This window comes from Chachezhania sediminis (assembly GCF_009765275.1).
Lineage (GTDB): Bacteria > Pseudomonadota > Alphaproteobacteria > Rhodobacterales > Rhodobacteraceae > Chachezhania > Chachezhania sediminis.
Map to the genome: position 1 here is coordinate 418,317 of NZ_VOPH01000002.1, position 13,923 is coordinate 432,239.

General features: G+C 66.4%; 9 protein-coding genes. 6 read left to right on the plus strand and 3 right to left on the minus strand.

Features of this window, described 5'->3' with window-relative positions; all coding sequences use genetic code 11:
• Nucleotides 1-10 precede the first annotated feature (10 nt).
• A complete protein-coding gene (gene polA, locus FQK05_RS06860; RefSeq protein ID WP_158965181.1) occupies nt 11-2,818 on the minus strand; it encodes a DNA polymerase I in 2,808 nt (935 codons plus the stop codon).
• Nucleotides 2,819-3,205: 387 nt separating this feature from the next.
• Between polA and FQK05_RS06865 the strand changes: the two genes are divergently transcribed.
• Nucleotides 3,206-4,459 (plus strand): acyltransferase family protein, encoded by a 1,254-nt coding sequence (locus tag FQK05_RS06865; RefSeq protein WP_158965182.1) that lies wholly within the window; start codon nt 3,206-3,208, stop codon nt 4,457-4,459.
• A gap of 4 nt (nt 4,460-4,463) precedes the next feature.
• Nucleotides 4,464-5,216 (plus strand): YqiA/YcfP family alpha/beta fold hydrolase, encoded by a 753-nt coding sequence (locus FQK05_RS06870; protein ID WP_158965183.1) that lies wholly within the window; start codon nt 4,464-4,466, stop codon nt 5,214-5,216.
• A gap of 22 nt (nt 5,217-5,238) precedes the next feature.
• Here FQK05_RS06870 and FQK05_RS06875 read toward each other — a convergent pair whose 3' ends face one another.
• Both FQK05_RS06875 and FQK05_RS06880 read right to left on the minus strand, forming a co-directional pair.
• Complete coding sequence (locus FQK05_RS06875; RefSeq protein WP_158965185.1) at nt 5,239-5,421, minus strand: zinc-finger domain-containing protein; 183 nt, start codon at nt 5,419-5,421, stop codon at nt 5,239-5,241.
• A gap of 214 nt (nt 5,422-5,635) precedes the next feature.
• On the minus strand, nt 5,636-6,103 hold the full coding sequence (locus FQK05_RS06880; RefSeq protein ID WP_158965186.1) for a DUF1203 domain-containing protein: 468 nt from the start codon (nt 6,101-6,103) through the stop codon (nt 5,636-5,638).
• 278 nt (nt 6,104-6,381) lie between these two features.
• Between FQK05_RS06880 and FQK05_RS06885 the strand changes: the two genes are divergently transcribed.
• The 4 genes from FQK05_RS06885 (at nt 6,382) to FQK05_RS06900 (ending at nt 13,856) form a co-directional block, all read left to right on the plus strand.
• On the plus strand, nt 6,382-9,471 hold the full coding sequence (locus tag FQK05_RS06885; RefSeq protein WP_233270409.1) for an error-prone DNA polymerase: 3,090 nt from the start codon (nt 6,382-6,384) through the stop codon (nt 9,469-9,471).
• A gap of 378 nt (nt 9,472-9,849) precedes the next feature.
• Complete coding sequence (gene gpmI / locus FQK05_RS06890) at nt 9,850-11,367, plus strand: 2,3-bisphosphoglycerate-independent phosphoglycerate mutase (protein ID WP_407644491.1); 1,518 nt, start codon at nt 9,850-9,852, stop codon at nt 11,365-11,367.
• Nucleotides 11,364-12,491 (plus strand): murein hydrolase activator EnvC family protein, encoded by a 1,128-nt coding sequence (locus tag FQK05_RS06895; protein WP_233270410.1) that lies wholly within the window; start codon nt 11,364-11,366, stop codon nt 12,489-12,491. Before gpmI ends, FQK05_RS06895 begins: the two co-directional genes overlap by 4 nt.
• A gap of 15 nt (nt 12,492-12,506) precedes the next feature.
• Nucleotides 12,507-13,856: a S41 family peptidase gene (locus FQK05_RS06900; RefSeq protein WP_158965188.1), complete on the plus strand. Its 1,350-nt coding sequence runs from the start codon at nt 12,507-12,509 to the stop codon at nt 13,854-13,856.
• The last annotated feature ends 67 nt before the right edge of the window (nt 13,857-13,923 follow it).

The window sequence follows — 13,923 nt, forward strand, 5'->3', positions numbered from 1 at the left end:
GGCCTTCGGTTCAGTGCGCCGCGGCCCAGTTCGCCCCCTGTCCGGCATCCACGACCAGCGCCACGTCGAGCTTCACCGCCGGATCGGCCGCGTTTTCCATGACCGCGCGCGCGGCGGCGATTGTCTTGTCCACCTCGCCTTCCGCCACTTCGAACAGCAGTTCGTCGTGGACCTGCAGCAGCATCTTCGCCGACAGGCCCGCGATCGCGTCGGGCATACGGATCATCGCCCGGCGGATGATGTCCGCTGCCGTGCCCTGGATCGGCGCGTTGATCGCCGCGCGCTGGGCAAAACCGGCCTTGGGCCCGCGGGCGTTGATTTCCGGGGTATGGATCCGCCGGCCGAACAGCGTCTGAACGTGGCCGTGTTCCTTGGCAAAGGCCTTGGTCGCGTCCATGTAGGTGCGGATGCCGGGGAACCGTTCGAAATAGCGGTCGATGAAGCCCTGCGCCTCGGACCGGGGGATCCGCAGGTTCCGCGCCAGGCCGAAACCGGAAATCCCGTAGATGACGCCGAAGTTGATCGCCTTGGCCCGGCGGCGGATGTCGGGCGTCATCTCCTCCAGCGGCACGTCGAACATTTCCGACGCGGTCATCGCGTGGATATCCAGCCCGTCGGCAAAGGCCTGTTTCAGTTCCGGAATGTCGGCGATATGGGCCAGGATGCGAAGTTCGATCTGGGAATAGTCCAGACTGACCAGCACGTTGCCCTCTTCTGCGACAAAGGCCTCGCGGATTCGGCGGCCTTCTTCGGTCCGGACGGGGATGTTCTGCAGGTTCGGATCGGTGGATGCCAACCGGCCGGTGGAGGCCCCGGCGATGGAATAGGACGTGTGGACCCGGCCCGTATCCGCGTTGATGTGTTCCTGCAGGGCGTCGGTGTAGGTCGACTTCAGCTTGGACAACTGCCGCCAGTCCAGGATGCGACCCGGCAGGTCGTGGGTGGTCGCCAGATCCTCCAGAACGTCCGCCGGGGTGGAATACTTGCCGTTTTTGCCCCGCTGACCGCCTTCAAGCCCCATCTTGTCGAACAGGATCTCGCCCACCTGGCTGGGCGAGCCCACGTTGAACGTCTCGCCGGCCAGTTCGTGGATCTCGGCCTCCAGCCCCGCCATCTTCTGCGCGAAGGCCGAGGACATGCGCGACAGGGTCTGGCGGTCCACCTTGACGCCGTCCATCTCCATCTTCGCCAGGACAGGCACCAGCGGACGTTCCAGCGTTTCGTAAACCGTCGTCACCTTCTCGCGGTGAAGCTCGGGCTTCAGCGCTTCCCACAGGCGCAGGGTGATGTCCGCATCCTCGGCCGCATAGGCGGTGGCCTCGGCAATCGGCACCAGGTCGAAGGTCCGGGCCGACTTGCCAGACCCCAGCAGCGGCTTGATCGGGATCGGCGTGTGGCCAAGATAGCGTTCGGACAGCGTGTCCATCCCGTGCCCGTGCAGGCCCGCATGCTGGACATAGGAGATCAGCATCGTGTCGTCGATCGGCGCCACGTTCACGTCGTAGCGGGCAAAGATCTTGGCGTCGTATTTCATGTTCTGGCCGATCTTCAGGACTGCCGGATCCTGAAGCACCGGTTTCAGCGCGGCAATCGCGTCGTCCAGCGGGATCTGGCCTTCCTCCCGCGCGTCCGACCCGAAAAGGTCGTCCGCCTCGCCCTTGCGGTGGGCCAGGGGGATATAGCAGGCCTCGCCCGCCACGACGGACAGAGAGATGCCGACAAGGTCGGCCGTCATCTCGTTCAGGCCCGTCGTCTCGGTGTCGACGGCGACATAGCCGCGTTCGTTGATCTTCGCGATCCAGGCGTTCAGCGCATCCATGTCCCGGACGCATTCGTACTTTTCGGTGTCGAAGGGCACGTCGACGGCCGGCGCCTCGCCCACGCTTTCCGGGGCGGTGGGCGCCTTGATCTCGGGCGCCTCGACACCGATCTGGTCGGCGATCCGCTTGGTCAGCGTGCGGAACTCCATTTCGGCCAGGAAGGGCATCAGCACCTCCGGGTCGGGTTCCAGCACTTCCAGGTCGTCCAGGGTGAAGTCCAGCGGCGTTTCGCAATCCAGCTGCACCAGCTGCCGCGACAGGCGGATCTGGTCGGCATGGTCGATCAGCGTCTGGCGGCGCTTGGGCTGCTTGATCTCCTCGGCCCTCTCCAGCAGCGCGTCCAGGTCGCCGTATTCGTTGATCAGCAACGCGGCGGTCTTGATCCCGATCCCTGGCGCACCCGGCACGTTGTCGACGGAATCGCCGGCCAGCGCCTGCACGTCGACCACGCGGTCGGGCTTGACCCCGAACTTTTCGACCACGCCGTCCACGCCGATGCGGCGGTTCTTCATGGCATCCAGCATCTCGACCCCGTCGCCGACCAGCTGCATCAGGTCCTTGTCGGAGGAGATGATCGTGACCCGTCCGCCCGCGTCCCGCGCCTGGCAGGCCAGCGTCGCGATGATGTCGTCGGCCTCGAACCCTTCCAGTTCCTTGCAGGCGATATTGAAGGCACGGGTCGCCTCGCGGGTCAGGGGCATCTGCGGGCGCAGGTCCTCGGGCATTTCCTCGCGGTTGGCCTTGTAGAGCGGGTAGAGGTCGTTGCGGAACGTGTGCGACCCCTTGTCGAAGATGACGGCGGCATGGGTTGGCGCGTCGGGGCCTGCATTGTCCTCGATGTACCGGAACAGCATGTTGCAGAAGCCGGCCACGGCACCGATGGGCACGCCATCGGATTTCCGCGTCAGCGGCGGCAGCGCGTGGTAGGCCCGGAAGATGAAGGCGGACCCGTCGATCAGGTGCAGATGGCAGCCCTTGCCGAATTTCGTGTCGGTCATGTCATCCCCCTTAGCGACGCGCCGCCCCGTTATCCGGCATCGCAGCAGTCATCGCAATCGCCCTTTCCGGCGGTGTGAAGCCCGGGTGCGGGCCCCACTCCGGTCCGCGGCGAAGGCCAGCCGCACATGACCGACTCGGGCCTTTTCGGCCGCCTGCCTCATGGAAATCACGGGCCAACCCGCACCGGCCCCGCGTCCGCTCGAAAACATGAGCGTGCCCTCTGGTGGACCCGAAAGCCTTTGGCGGCTATGGTTTATCCATTCTTCGAAACCATTCGGTCAAAGCCTGACAGGCCGACCGGATCCTGCAACAAGCCCCTAGGCCCAGATGGGCCGCACGGCAATGGATACAGAACCGGAAAGGGGCCTGCACATGGCCTGGCAACCATGAACGTCATTGCCACGACCCGGCCCGGCGCCCTTGCGGTGCCGCCCGGCCCGCGCCTGGCCCTGATCCTCTCGGCCGTCATCTTCGCCTTCTACTGCTGGTACGTCTATTCCGGCGCGGGCGAGGCGCTCTATGAATGGACCAAGACCTGGGCGCCCTATTCCGTCCGCCAGTACCTGGGGATGAGCAAGCGATTCCTCTGGCAATACGGGCACGTGGTGTTCCTGTTCGGGCTGCTGGTCCTGTCGCGCTACATCTTCCTGTCGGACCGCAGCCTTCCCCTGTCGGGAAAGGTCATGGATTTCGCGGTCCGCTATTCCTCGGTCGTGTTCCTGTGCCACTTCCCGATCCTTTTCTTCCTGGCCGCCGTTACGCCGTACAACAAGGACAGCGTGATCCAGCAGATCGCGCTTCTGGGGACAACGCTGGCGCTGTGCATCGCGATGGGCCAGATCTGCTTTGCCGTGAAGCCCGCCTTCGACCGTTGGCAGAGGTCGTTGCTGGCCTGGGCCGACCGGCGCTTCCCACGGTCCGACCGGGTGGAAACGGCAACGGTGCCGCTGAAGATCACCCGCTCGCACAGCGAATTCCTGAATTACGTCAAGGTCCTGGCCATGTTCTGCGTGGTGCTTGGCCATTTCAGCTTCAACCGCCTGTCGACGATCCACATCCCCGGCTTCGACGGCGCCGCACCGCGTTTCGCGGTGCCTGCCTTCTTCATGATCTCGGGCTATTTCCTGATGATGTCGATCGACCGGTCCCGCTCCGGTCCCATGGCACTGTCGATCAAGCGGGGCTTCAGCCTGTACTACGTCATCGTCCCGGCGCTGGTCATGACGATCATCCTCGACCGCTTCGGCATCCCGGCGAACCCGCAGCTCTATGATTTCCAGGACTACTACACGCTCGATACGCTGCAGAAGCCTTATGCCCCGTGGGAGATCGGGGCGGCCTTCACCTCCAGCCTGGCCTACATGAACAGTTCCTGGTGGTTCGCCTTCCTGGGCGTGCAAGGCGATCACGGGGGCATGCGGGCCTTCTCGAACGACCCCTACTGGTTCATGTGCTACCTGATCCCGTTCTCGATCCTGCTGATCGCCGGACGGCTGCTGCATGGGCCCGCGCGCTGGATCGCCTATGTCCTGTGGCTGGTGATCTACGGCATCCCGATCCTGCTTCTGACGCCGCTCTTCTTGTCCGGAAGCCTGGCCTATGTCATCCACAAGCGGTGGGGTGTTCCCAGTTCGGAGTGATCGCATGACCCAGACCGCCGTCTTTCGCCGTCCGTTGTTCCCGTCCATCCGGCGGCTGACCGCGTTGCTGGTCCTGGCGCTGGCCTCGGCCACCGGTGTCGCGGCGGACCCGATCCGTTATGCGACCTACGATTCCTTCACCCTTTACAAGGCCGATCCCGGACCCCTGAAGGACGATGTCCTGTTCGTGTTCCACGGCTTCGGCTCCGCCGTGCCGAACGGCGCCTACAAGCGCGTCGACAAGGTCTTTCGCCAGCACTATTCGGTGATCGGCTTCAACTACGACTACTTCGACTTCGCCGCCAACGACGCCTTCATGGACCAGGTCTGGACCGAGATCCTGAAGGACCGGAACGTGACCTTCGTCGGCACCTCGCTGGGCGGGTTCTGGGCCAACTACTATGCCCAGATATACGGCGTGACGCGCGAGATCCTGGTGAACCCGGCGGTCGACCCGGCCGAACAGCTGAAACAGTTCATCGGGATCCTTGCGGTGGAAAAGCGCAACCAGGTCATCGATGTCACGGCCGAAGCCGTCGAAAGCTATCGCGCCCGCACGGTTGCGCCGCAGCCCGGGATCGACCGGCTGGTGATCCTGTCCCGCGACGACGCGGTGCTGGACTACCGACTGGCGGAACGGGCCTATGACCTGCCCGACACGACCATGCTGATCTTCGACGACGGCGGCCACACGGTCGACATGCGCCAGGCACGCTACCTGGACGCGATCGGGGCCTTCCTGAAGACGGACGGCTGACCGTTACGCCGGCAAGCGCCGCTCAGGCGGCCTTTTCGGCAAAGTCCTTGTGGACGTACTTGCAGTCGCAATAGCCGCATTCGACAAAGCCGGTGTCGTGGGGGATCTGCAGCCAGACGCGGGGATGGCCAAGGGCGCCCTCTCCGCCGTCGCAGGCGATGCGGTACTTGTCCACGATCTTGGTTTCCGGCGCGTCGATGGTCATCTGGGGCGTCCTCGGCTGCAGGTGGCTGGCGTTCCCGGATTTATGCGGCAGCTCCGCGCAGGGGACAAGGGGGCAAGGCGTCGCTCTTGTCCCGCGCCCGCGGCGGCTCGCCCGTCCCCGCCTGCCCGTCCCCGCCGCGCCGGTCAGATCCGTTCCGGATCCTCCTGCCGCCACGGGCGCGCGGCCTTTCTTGGCCGGCGCCACGGCGGGGGCTTCAGCCCCGGTCGATTCGCGCCTGGTAGCAGTTGTTCCGCGCCGACCGGACATGGACATAGGCCACGTCCTCGCGCGTCAGCACCTCGGCCGCATAGTCCCGCATCGCTTCCGACGCCACGATCCGGCCGGTGCCATAGACGATCCGGTCCTCCGCCGAATAGCCCTTCAGCAGGTAATCGGGCGCGCTTTGCAGGACTGGGGGGACGGCGCCGTCATCCTCGTGGCGCTCGCACGGATCGGCGCACAGGAAGATCGGCCCGGCCTCGGCATAGGGCTGCAGCTTCGGGAACGGCCGGAAGGCCAGGACCAGCATCTCGGCCCCCGCCGGCACATCCCGCAGGCAATGGCGGCAGGGCGTGCCCGCCCCGTCCGAGATCTTTCGTTCCGGCACATGGCCATGGGCATCGGGCCCGCCCGTCTGCAGCGCGCGGACGACATCTGTGGGAAGGGCTTGGAAACGGGGCATCGCATATCTCCTGTTGGACGCCTCCTTCCTGCCCGCCGCCGCCCCCGCCGGGCGACCCGGAAGCTGCGCAATGGGTCACGGTGCGTGGCGCCCCCGCACCCTGCGCGGGGCCTCATCCGCCACTCTCGGAACCCGGGCACCTCGGCCCCTGACTTCTTTGGTCTTCAAATACCTCGGGGGGAGCGCCGCAGGCGCGTGGGGGGCAGAGCCCCCTCTTTCACCGGGACTCCAAAAGAGAACAAAACAGGAATATACTCCCCGACGGGATGCCTGCCACGATGTTTGCCGAACTGTCGATCACGTCCAACTTCACCTTCCTCACCGGGGCCTCCCACCCCGAGGAGATGATGATCCGCGCCTGCGAACTGGGCCTGTCCGCCATCGCCATCGCCGACGACAATTCCGTGGCTGGCATCGTCCGCGCCCATACCGAGGCGCGCACGATCCGCCGCCTGGTGCAGGAGCGGACGGACTGGGACGCGCGGAACCCTCCCATCGGGCCGCCGCGTCCCGAGGCCATTCCGGCCCCGCCCTCCTTTCCGATCCGGAACGCGCCGCGGCTGATCCCTGCGGCGAAGCTGATCTTCACCGATGCGCCCCCGGTCACCGCGCTGCCGCGGACGCGGGCAGGGTGGGGGGCACTCTGCCGGATCCTGTCGGCGGGTCGGCTGAGAGCCGGGAAGGGGCAGTGCATCCTGCATCTCTCCGATCTGCTGGAGAGGGGAGAGGATCTGGAGCTTCTGCTCTGGCCGGATGCGGGGTCGAACGGGGGGCCGAATGCGGGGCCGGAGGCGGGATGGGCTGGACATCTCCGCGCCCTGCGCCAGCGATTCCCCGATGCGCTGCACCTGCTGCTGGTCCCGCGCTATGACGGAACCGACACGATGCGCTTTGACGCACTGGCAGAGGAGGCCGCGCGGCTGGGCCTGCCGCTGCTTGCCAGCGCCGCGCCGCTGATGCATCGCGGCCAGCGGCGCCGGATGGCCGATGTGCTGACCGCGATCCGCCTGAAATGCAGGGTCGAGGCGCTGGGGCGCCATGCGCTGGCGAATGCCGAACGCAGGCTGAGGAGCGAGGCGGAGATGCGGCGGCTTTTCAGGGGCCACGAGGGCGCGGTCGATGCGGCCGGACGGGTCATGAAACGGCTGACCTTCTCGCTGGACGAGTTGCGCTACGAATACCCGTCCGAAGTGGCCGAAAACGAAACCCCCTCGGATCGCCTGCACCGGCTGGCCCATGAAGGGCTGAAATGGCGCTACCCGGGCGGCGCACCGGATCGGGTGCGGAAGATGCTGGCGCATGAACTCGCCCTGATCGGCAAGCTGAAATACGAACCCTACTTCCTGACTGTCCGCGACATCGTTCACTTTGCCCGTTCGCGCGACATCCTGTGCCAGGGGCGCGGATCGGCGGCGAATTCGGTGGTCTGCTACTGCCTTGGCGTGACCTCGGTCAGCCCCGAGATGGGGACGATGGTCTTCGAACGCTTCGTGTCGGAAGCGCGCGACGAGCCCCCCGATATCGATGTCGATTTCGAACACGAGCGGCGCGAGGAAGTGATCCAGTGGATCTACGAACGTTATGGCCGTCACCGCGCGGGGCTCTGCGCCACCGTGATCCACTATCGTGGCAAGCGCGCCATCCGCGAGGTCGGTCGCGCCATGGGCCTGTCGGACGACACGATCTCCGCCATGTCCTCGCAGCTCTGGGGGTTCTTCTCGTCGAAGGGGCTCGAGGCGCATCGGATGCGGGAAATCGGGCTCGACCCGAACGACCGGCGTCTCCAGCAGACCATGCAGCTGGTCTACGAGATCGACGGCTTCCCCCGGCACCTGAGCCAGCATGTCGGCGGCTTCATCATCACCGAAGGCCGGCTGGACGAACTGGTGCCGATCGAAAACGCGGCGATGGAGGACCGGACGGTGATCTGCTGGGACAAGGACGATATCGATACGCTGGGCATCCTGAAGGTCGACGTTCTCAGCCTTGGCATGCTGACCTGCATCCGCAAGGCCTTCGACCTGCTGTCCATGCACCACCGCGAGGACTATACACTGGCGACCCTGCCGCCCGAGGATCCGGCGGTCTACGACATGCTCTGCCGGGCGGATTCGGTGGGGGTGTTCCAGGTGGAAAGCCGGGCGCAGATGAATTTCCTGCCGCGGATGAAGCCCCGGAACTTCTATGATCTGGTGATCGAGGTCGCGATCATCCGACCCGGTCCGATCCAGGGGGACATGGTTCACCCCTATATCCGGCGGCGCAACGACGAGGAGCAGGTCTCCTTCCCCTCGGACGAACTGGGCGAGGTGCTGGGCAAGACGCTGGGCGTGCCTCTGTTCCAGGAACAGGCGATGCAGATCGCCATCGTGGGGGCCGGCTTCACCCCCGAACAGGCGGACCGGCTGCGGCGGTCGCTGGCGACGTTCAAGAAGCACGGGAATGTCAGCGACTTCCGGTCGATGTTCCTGAAGGGCATGGCGAAGAACGGCTATGAACAGGACTTCGCCGAACGCTGTTTTTCCCAGATCGAGGGCTTCGGCTCCTACGGGTTCCCCGAAAGCCATGCGGCCAGTTTCGCGCTGCTGGTCTATGCCTCGGCCTGGATCAAGTGCCACCACCCGGGGATTTTCGCCTGCGCGCTGCTGAACGCGCAGCCGATGGGGTTCTATGCCCCGGCCCAGATCGTGCGCGATGCGCGCGAACACGGGGTGACGGTGCGCCCGATCTGCGTGAACGAAAGCTACTGGGACAACACGATGGAACCCGACGGCCGCGGCGGGCTGGCCTTGCGGCTGGGCTTCCGCCAGATCAAGGGGTTCACGGAGGAGGACGCGGCCTGGCTGACAGCGGCGCGGGGCAACGGCTATCGCGATGTCCCGGCCATCTGGCGCCGCGCCGGGCTGGGGCCCGCAGTGCTGCAGAAACTGGCCGAGGCGGACGCCTTCCACGCCCTGGGCATCTCCCGCCGCGAGGCGCTGTGGGAGGCGAAGGCGATCGCCGCCGACAGGCCCCTGCCGCTTTTCGCGGGCGATCTGGGCGGGGAAAGCTTCGACGAACCGGCAGCGCAGTTGCCGGCTATGACCCTGGGCGAGGAGGTGGTCGAGGACTACGTCGCCACCCGCCTCAGCCTGAAGGCCCATCCGATGGCCCTGCTGCGGGACAGACTGACCGCGGGGACCTGGCCGCTTTCGGCGCTCATCACGGGCGGGAAGGGCGAGAAGCACGGCGCTGGTCGGCGTGGGGGCGCGCCTCGCCACCCCATGGGGGGCGGGTTGGCGCGGCCCGGCGTGCCGCCGGGCGGGACATGGGTCGGCGGCGCGCGGGACGTCCAATGCGGCAGCAAGGGTCCGCAGGGGGAAGACTAGCCGCCGCAGGGGCATTGGCCGGGGCGCTGATCGCCATTTGTGGAGCCCCGGCGTCGCGGGGGCGGTGATCCGGCATCCGGGAACGTATCAGCCGCGTTGGGGGCTCTGCCCCCGTCCGCCCGCAGAGCAGACTCCCCCGAGGATATTTGGAGATCAAAGAAGCCGGGGCCGAAGCCCAAGGTTCCCGTGACGGTGATCCGTGCGCAGAGGGTCGGTAGGGTGCCTGGTTTCCACGCACCATTCCGGGCAATGTTCCCCATTTCCGGCGGACAACCGCTCTGCGGCACCTTTCGGCCGTGCCCCCAAGGAAACCGGTTTTGTTCCCCGCAGCCAGCCGCTAGAACCCGGGACGGATCCGACACAGCGGGGGCGATGACGATGGCACCGAAACCAGTGGTTCTCTGCATTCTCGACGGCTGGGGCCTGTCCGACCGGACCGAGGCGAATGCCCCGCACCTGGCCGACACGCCGGCCTTCGACGCGATCATGGCGGATTGCCCGAACGCGAAGCTGATCACCCACGGTCCCGACGTGGGCCTGCCCAAGGGGCAGATGGGCAATTCCGAAGTCGGCCACATGAACATCGGCGCCGGGCGCGTCGTCGCCATGGACCTGGGCCAGATCGACCTGGCGATCGAGGACGGGTCCTTTTTCGAAAACGATCCCCTGAACGCCTTCATCGCCGCGCTGAAAGCCTCGGGCGGCACCGCGCATATCATGGGCCTCGTCTCCGACGGGGGGGTCCATGGCTCGCTGACCCACATGGAAGCGGCCGTGAAGGCGCTGGTCGATGCCGGTGTGCCGGTCGTCATCCACGCGATCACCGACGGGCGCGACGTGGCGCCGTCCTCGGCCGGGTTCTTCGTGACCAAGCTGATGACCGACCTGCCGGAAGGCGCCAGGATCGGCACCGTCGTGGGCCGCTACTATGCCATGGACCGCGACAAGCGCTGGGAGCGCGTGCAACAGGCCTATGACGCGATGATCAGGGGTCAGGCCAAGCACCGCGCCGAAAACGCCGCCGCCGCCGTGACCGAAAGCTATGACCGGGGCCACACCGACGAATTCGTCGAGGCGACCATCGTTGGCGACTACGCGGGCGCGAAGGATGGCGACGGCATCTTCTGCCTGAACTTCCGCGCCGACCGCGCGCGCGAGATCCTGTCGGCCATCGGCGACCCGGCCTTCGACGCGTTCGAGACCGGGCCGCGGCCCCAATACGCGGGGCTTCTGGGCATGGTCGAATATTCCGACGACCACAGCACCTACATGACCACGGCCTATCCCAAGGCGGAAATCGTGAACACGCTGGGCGCCTGGGTCGCGAAACAGGGCCTGCGCCAGTTCCGCCTGGCCGAGACCGAGAAATACCCCCACGTGACCTTCTTCCTGAACGGCGGCAAGGAAGTGCCCGAAGGCGGCGAGGACCGGTTCATGCCGCTGTCGCCCAAGGTCGCGACCTATGACCTCCAGCCCGAGATGTCGTCGGGCGAGGTGACCCAGAAATTCCTGGCCGCCATCGCCGAAGGCTATGACCTGATCGTGACCAACTATGCCAACCCCGACATGGTGGGCCATACCGGCGATCTGCAGGCCGCGATCCGTGCCTGTGAAGCCGTCGATACCGGCCTGGGCCAGGTGATCGAGGCGGTGAAGGCCGCGGGCGGTGCCATGATCGTGACCGCGGACCATGGCAACTGCGAACAGATGGTGGACCCGGATACCGGCGGTCCGCACACGGCGCATACCACGAACCTTGTGCCGGTCGTCCTGGTGGGCGGGCCCGAAGGGGCGACCCTGCGCGACGGACGTCTGGCCGATCTTGCCCCCACGCTTCTGGACCTGATGGGCCTGGAAACCCCGCCCGAGATGACGGGGACGAGCCTGATCAAATGATCCTGGCCCGCGCCGCGCTCTGCCTGTGTCTGGCTGCCGCCTGGCCTGCCGCCGTTGGGGCTGACCCGGCCGGCGATGCCCGGCGGGCCTCGGCCGCGCTGGAGGACGCGTCGCGCCAACTGGCGCAGGCCTCGACCGCGCGCGACCAGGTAAAGGCGCTGACCCGGACCGTGCAGGCCTTCGAGGCCGGGCTGGGCGCGCTGCGCGACGGCATGCGCCAGGCCGCCGCGCGCGAGGCGGAACTGGAAACCTCGTTGGCAGCGCGCGAGGCCGAGACTGCGGCGCTGGCCGGTGCCCTGCTGACGATCAGTGCAGCGCCCCCGCCGGTGCTGCTGGCCCATCCCGACGGGCCCCTGGGCGCCGCACGGTCCGGCATGATGCTGGCCGAGATCGCGCCGGCGCTGGAAGCGAAGGTGGACAGCCTGAAGGACGACCTTGCCGAGATCCGCGATCTGCAATTGTTACAGTCCGGCGCGGCCGAGACGCTGCGCCAGGGTCTGATCGGCGTTCAGGACGCCCGTGCAGAACTGAGTCGCGCCATGGCCGACCGGACCGACCTGCCGGTGCGTTTCGTCGACGATCCGATCCAGACCGCCCTGCTGATCGCGGCAACCGAAACTCTGGACGCCTTTGCCTCCGGTCTGTGGTTGCTGACGGATGCCGAGATCGCGGCGGCCGAACCGGGCCTGTCGGCGCGCATGGGAACACTGCCCCTTCCGGTCGCCGGACGCCTTCTGCGCAAGGCCAAAGAGGCCGATGCCGCAGGCGTCGAGCGCCCCGGCGTGCTGGTGGCCACGCAGCCCCGCGCGCTGGTCGTGGCACCCACCTCGGCCACGATTCGCTATGCCGGGCCGCTGCTCGATCTCGGAAATGTGGTGATACTTGAACCTGACCCGACCACTCTTTTCATTCTCTCCGGTCTGGCAGAGGTGTACGGTCACGCAGGTGAGGTGATCCCCGAAGGCTCTCCGGTGGGTCTGATGGGCGGTCCGGTGACCGATCCGCAGGCTGTATTGTCACCAATCGGTGATGGTGCTGGAACTGAACGGCCGGAAACGCTCTATATTGAGGTCAGACAGGACGGTGTGCCGGTCGATCCGGCCAGCTGGTTCCAGATGCAATAGATGGACGCACGAAACATGAAGAAATTCGTCATTGCCGCCGTCGGTGGCGCTTTTGCAGGTATCGTGGCCACGACGCAGATCGCTGGTCCGCTGCTGGCCGATGAACCGACGCACAGCGCCAGCGTCTACGAGCAGCTGGACCTGTTCGGCGACATCTTCGAGCGGATCCGTTCCCAATATGTCGAGGAAGTGGACGAGGGTGAACTGATCGAGGCGGCCATCAATGGCATGCTGACCTCGCTCGACCCGCATTCCAGCTATCTCTCCCCCGACGACGCCAGCGCCATGCGGGTGAAGACCCGCGGCGAATTCGGCGGCCTGGGGATCGAGGTGACGCAGGAAGACGGTTTCGTGAAGGTGGTGTCGCCTATCGACGATACGCCGGCACAGGAAGCCGGGATCGAGGCGGGCGACTTCATCACCCATGTCGACGGCGAAAGCGTGCTGGGCCTGACCCTGGACGAGGCGGTCAAGATGATGCGCGGGCCGGTCGGTTCCGAAATCATCGTGACCGTGGTGCGCGAGGGCGAGGACGAACCCTTCGACGTCTCGATCATCCGCGACACGATCAAGCTGACTGCGGTGAAGGGCCGGACCGAAGGCGACACGATCGTCCTGCGCGTGACCACCTTCAACGACCAGACCACGCCGAACCTGGAAGAGGACCTGAAGGAACAGATCGAGGCCGCCGGCGGGCTGGACAAGATCAACGGCGTCGTTCTGGACCTGCGCAACAATCCGGGCGGCCTGCTGACCCAGGCGATCAGCGTGTCGGACGCCTTCCTGGACGAGGGCGAGATCGTGTCGACACGCGGCCGCGATCCGAAGGACGGCGAACGCTTCAACGCGACCGCAGGCGACCTGATCGACGGCAAGCCGATGGTGGTGCTGATCAACGGCGGTTCGGCCTCGGCCTCGGAAATCGTGGCGGGCGCGTTGCAGGATCACCGCCGTGCCATCGTCGTCGGCACCAAGAGCTTCGGCAAGGGGTCGGTCCAGACGGTCATGCCGCTGCGGGGCGACGGCGCGATGCGCCTGACCACGGCGCGTTACTACACGCCGTCGGGCCGGTCGATCCAGGCGCTGGGCGTGTCGCCTGACATCGTGGTGGCGCAGCCGCGCCGGACCGCCGCGGCCGAGGAAGTGGACGAACCCCGTTCGGCCGTCAGTCGCAACCGGTCGGAAGGCGACCTGCGCGGCAGCCTGGACAACGACAGCCTGACCGAGGACGAACTGCGCCAGATCACGGAAGAGCGGGCCAAGGCCGAAGCCGCGGCCAAGCTGCGGGAAGAGGATTACCAGCTGGCCTATGCCATCGACATCCTGAAGGGCCTGTCGAAACTGACCCCGGCCGAGCAGAACTGAGGCGGGGACCAGCCCCGGACATGACGACGACAAGAAAACGGCGCGCAGGGGATCCTGCGCGCCGTTT

What these genes read in the sequence shown, in the direction of transcription:
- FQK05_RS06880 (WP_158965186.1), bottom strand. Translation starts at nt 6,103, where the DNA reads ATGCCCCGTTTCCAAGCCCTTCCCACAGATGTCGTCCGCGCGCTGCAG.
- FQK05_RS06865 (WP_158965182.1), top strand. Translation starts at nt 3,206, where the DNA reads ATGAACGTCATTGCCACGACCCGGCCCGGCGCCCTTGCGGTGCCGCCC.
- FQK05_RS06875 (WP_158965185.1), bottom strand. Translation starts at nt 5,421, where the DNA reads ATGACCATCGACGCGCCGGAAACCAAGATCGTGGACAAGTACCGCATC.
- FQK05_RS06900 (WP_158965188.1), top strand. Translation starts at nt 12,507, where the DNA reads ATGAAGAAATTCGTCATTGCCGCCGTCGGTGGCGCTTTTGCAGGTATC.
- polA (WP_158965181.1), bottom strand. Translation starts at nt 2,818, where the DNA reads ATGACCGACACGAAATTCGGCAAGGGCTGCCATCTGCACCTGATCGAC.
- FQK05_RS06870 (WP_158965183.1), top strand. Translation starts at nt 4,464, where the DNA reads ATGACCCAGACCGCCGTCTTTCGCCGTCCGTTGTTCCCGTCCATCCGG.
- FQK05_RS06895 (WP_233270410.1), top strand. Translation starts at nt 11,364, where the DNA reads ATGATCCTGGCCCGCGCCGCGCTCTGCCTGTGTCTGGCTGCCGCCTGG.
- gpmI (WP_407644491.1), top strand. Translation starts at nt 9,850, where the DNA reads ATGGCACCGAAACCAGTGGTTCTCTGCATTCTCGACGGCTGGGGCCTG.
- FQK05_RS06885 (WP_233270409.1), top strand. Translation starts at nt 6,382, where the DNA reads ATGTTTGCCGAACTGTCGATCACGTCCAACTTCACCTTCCTCACCGGG.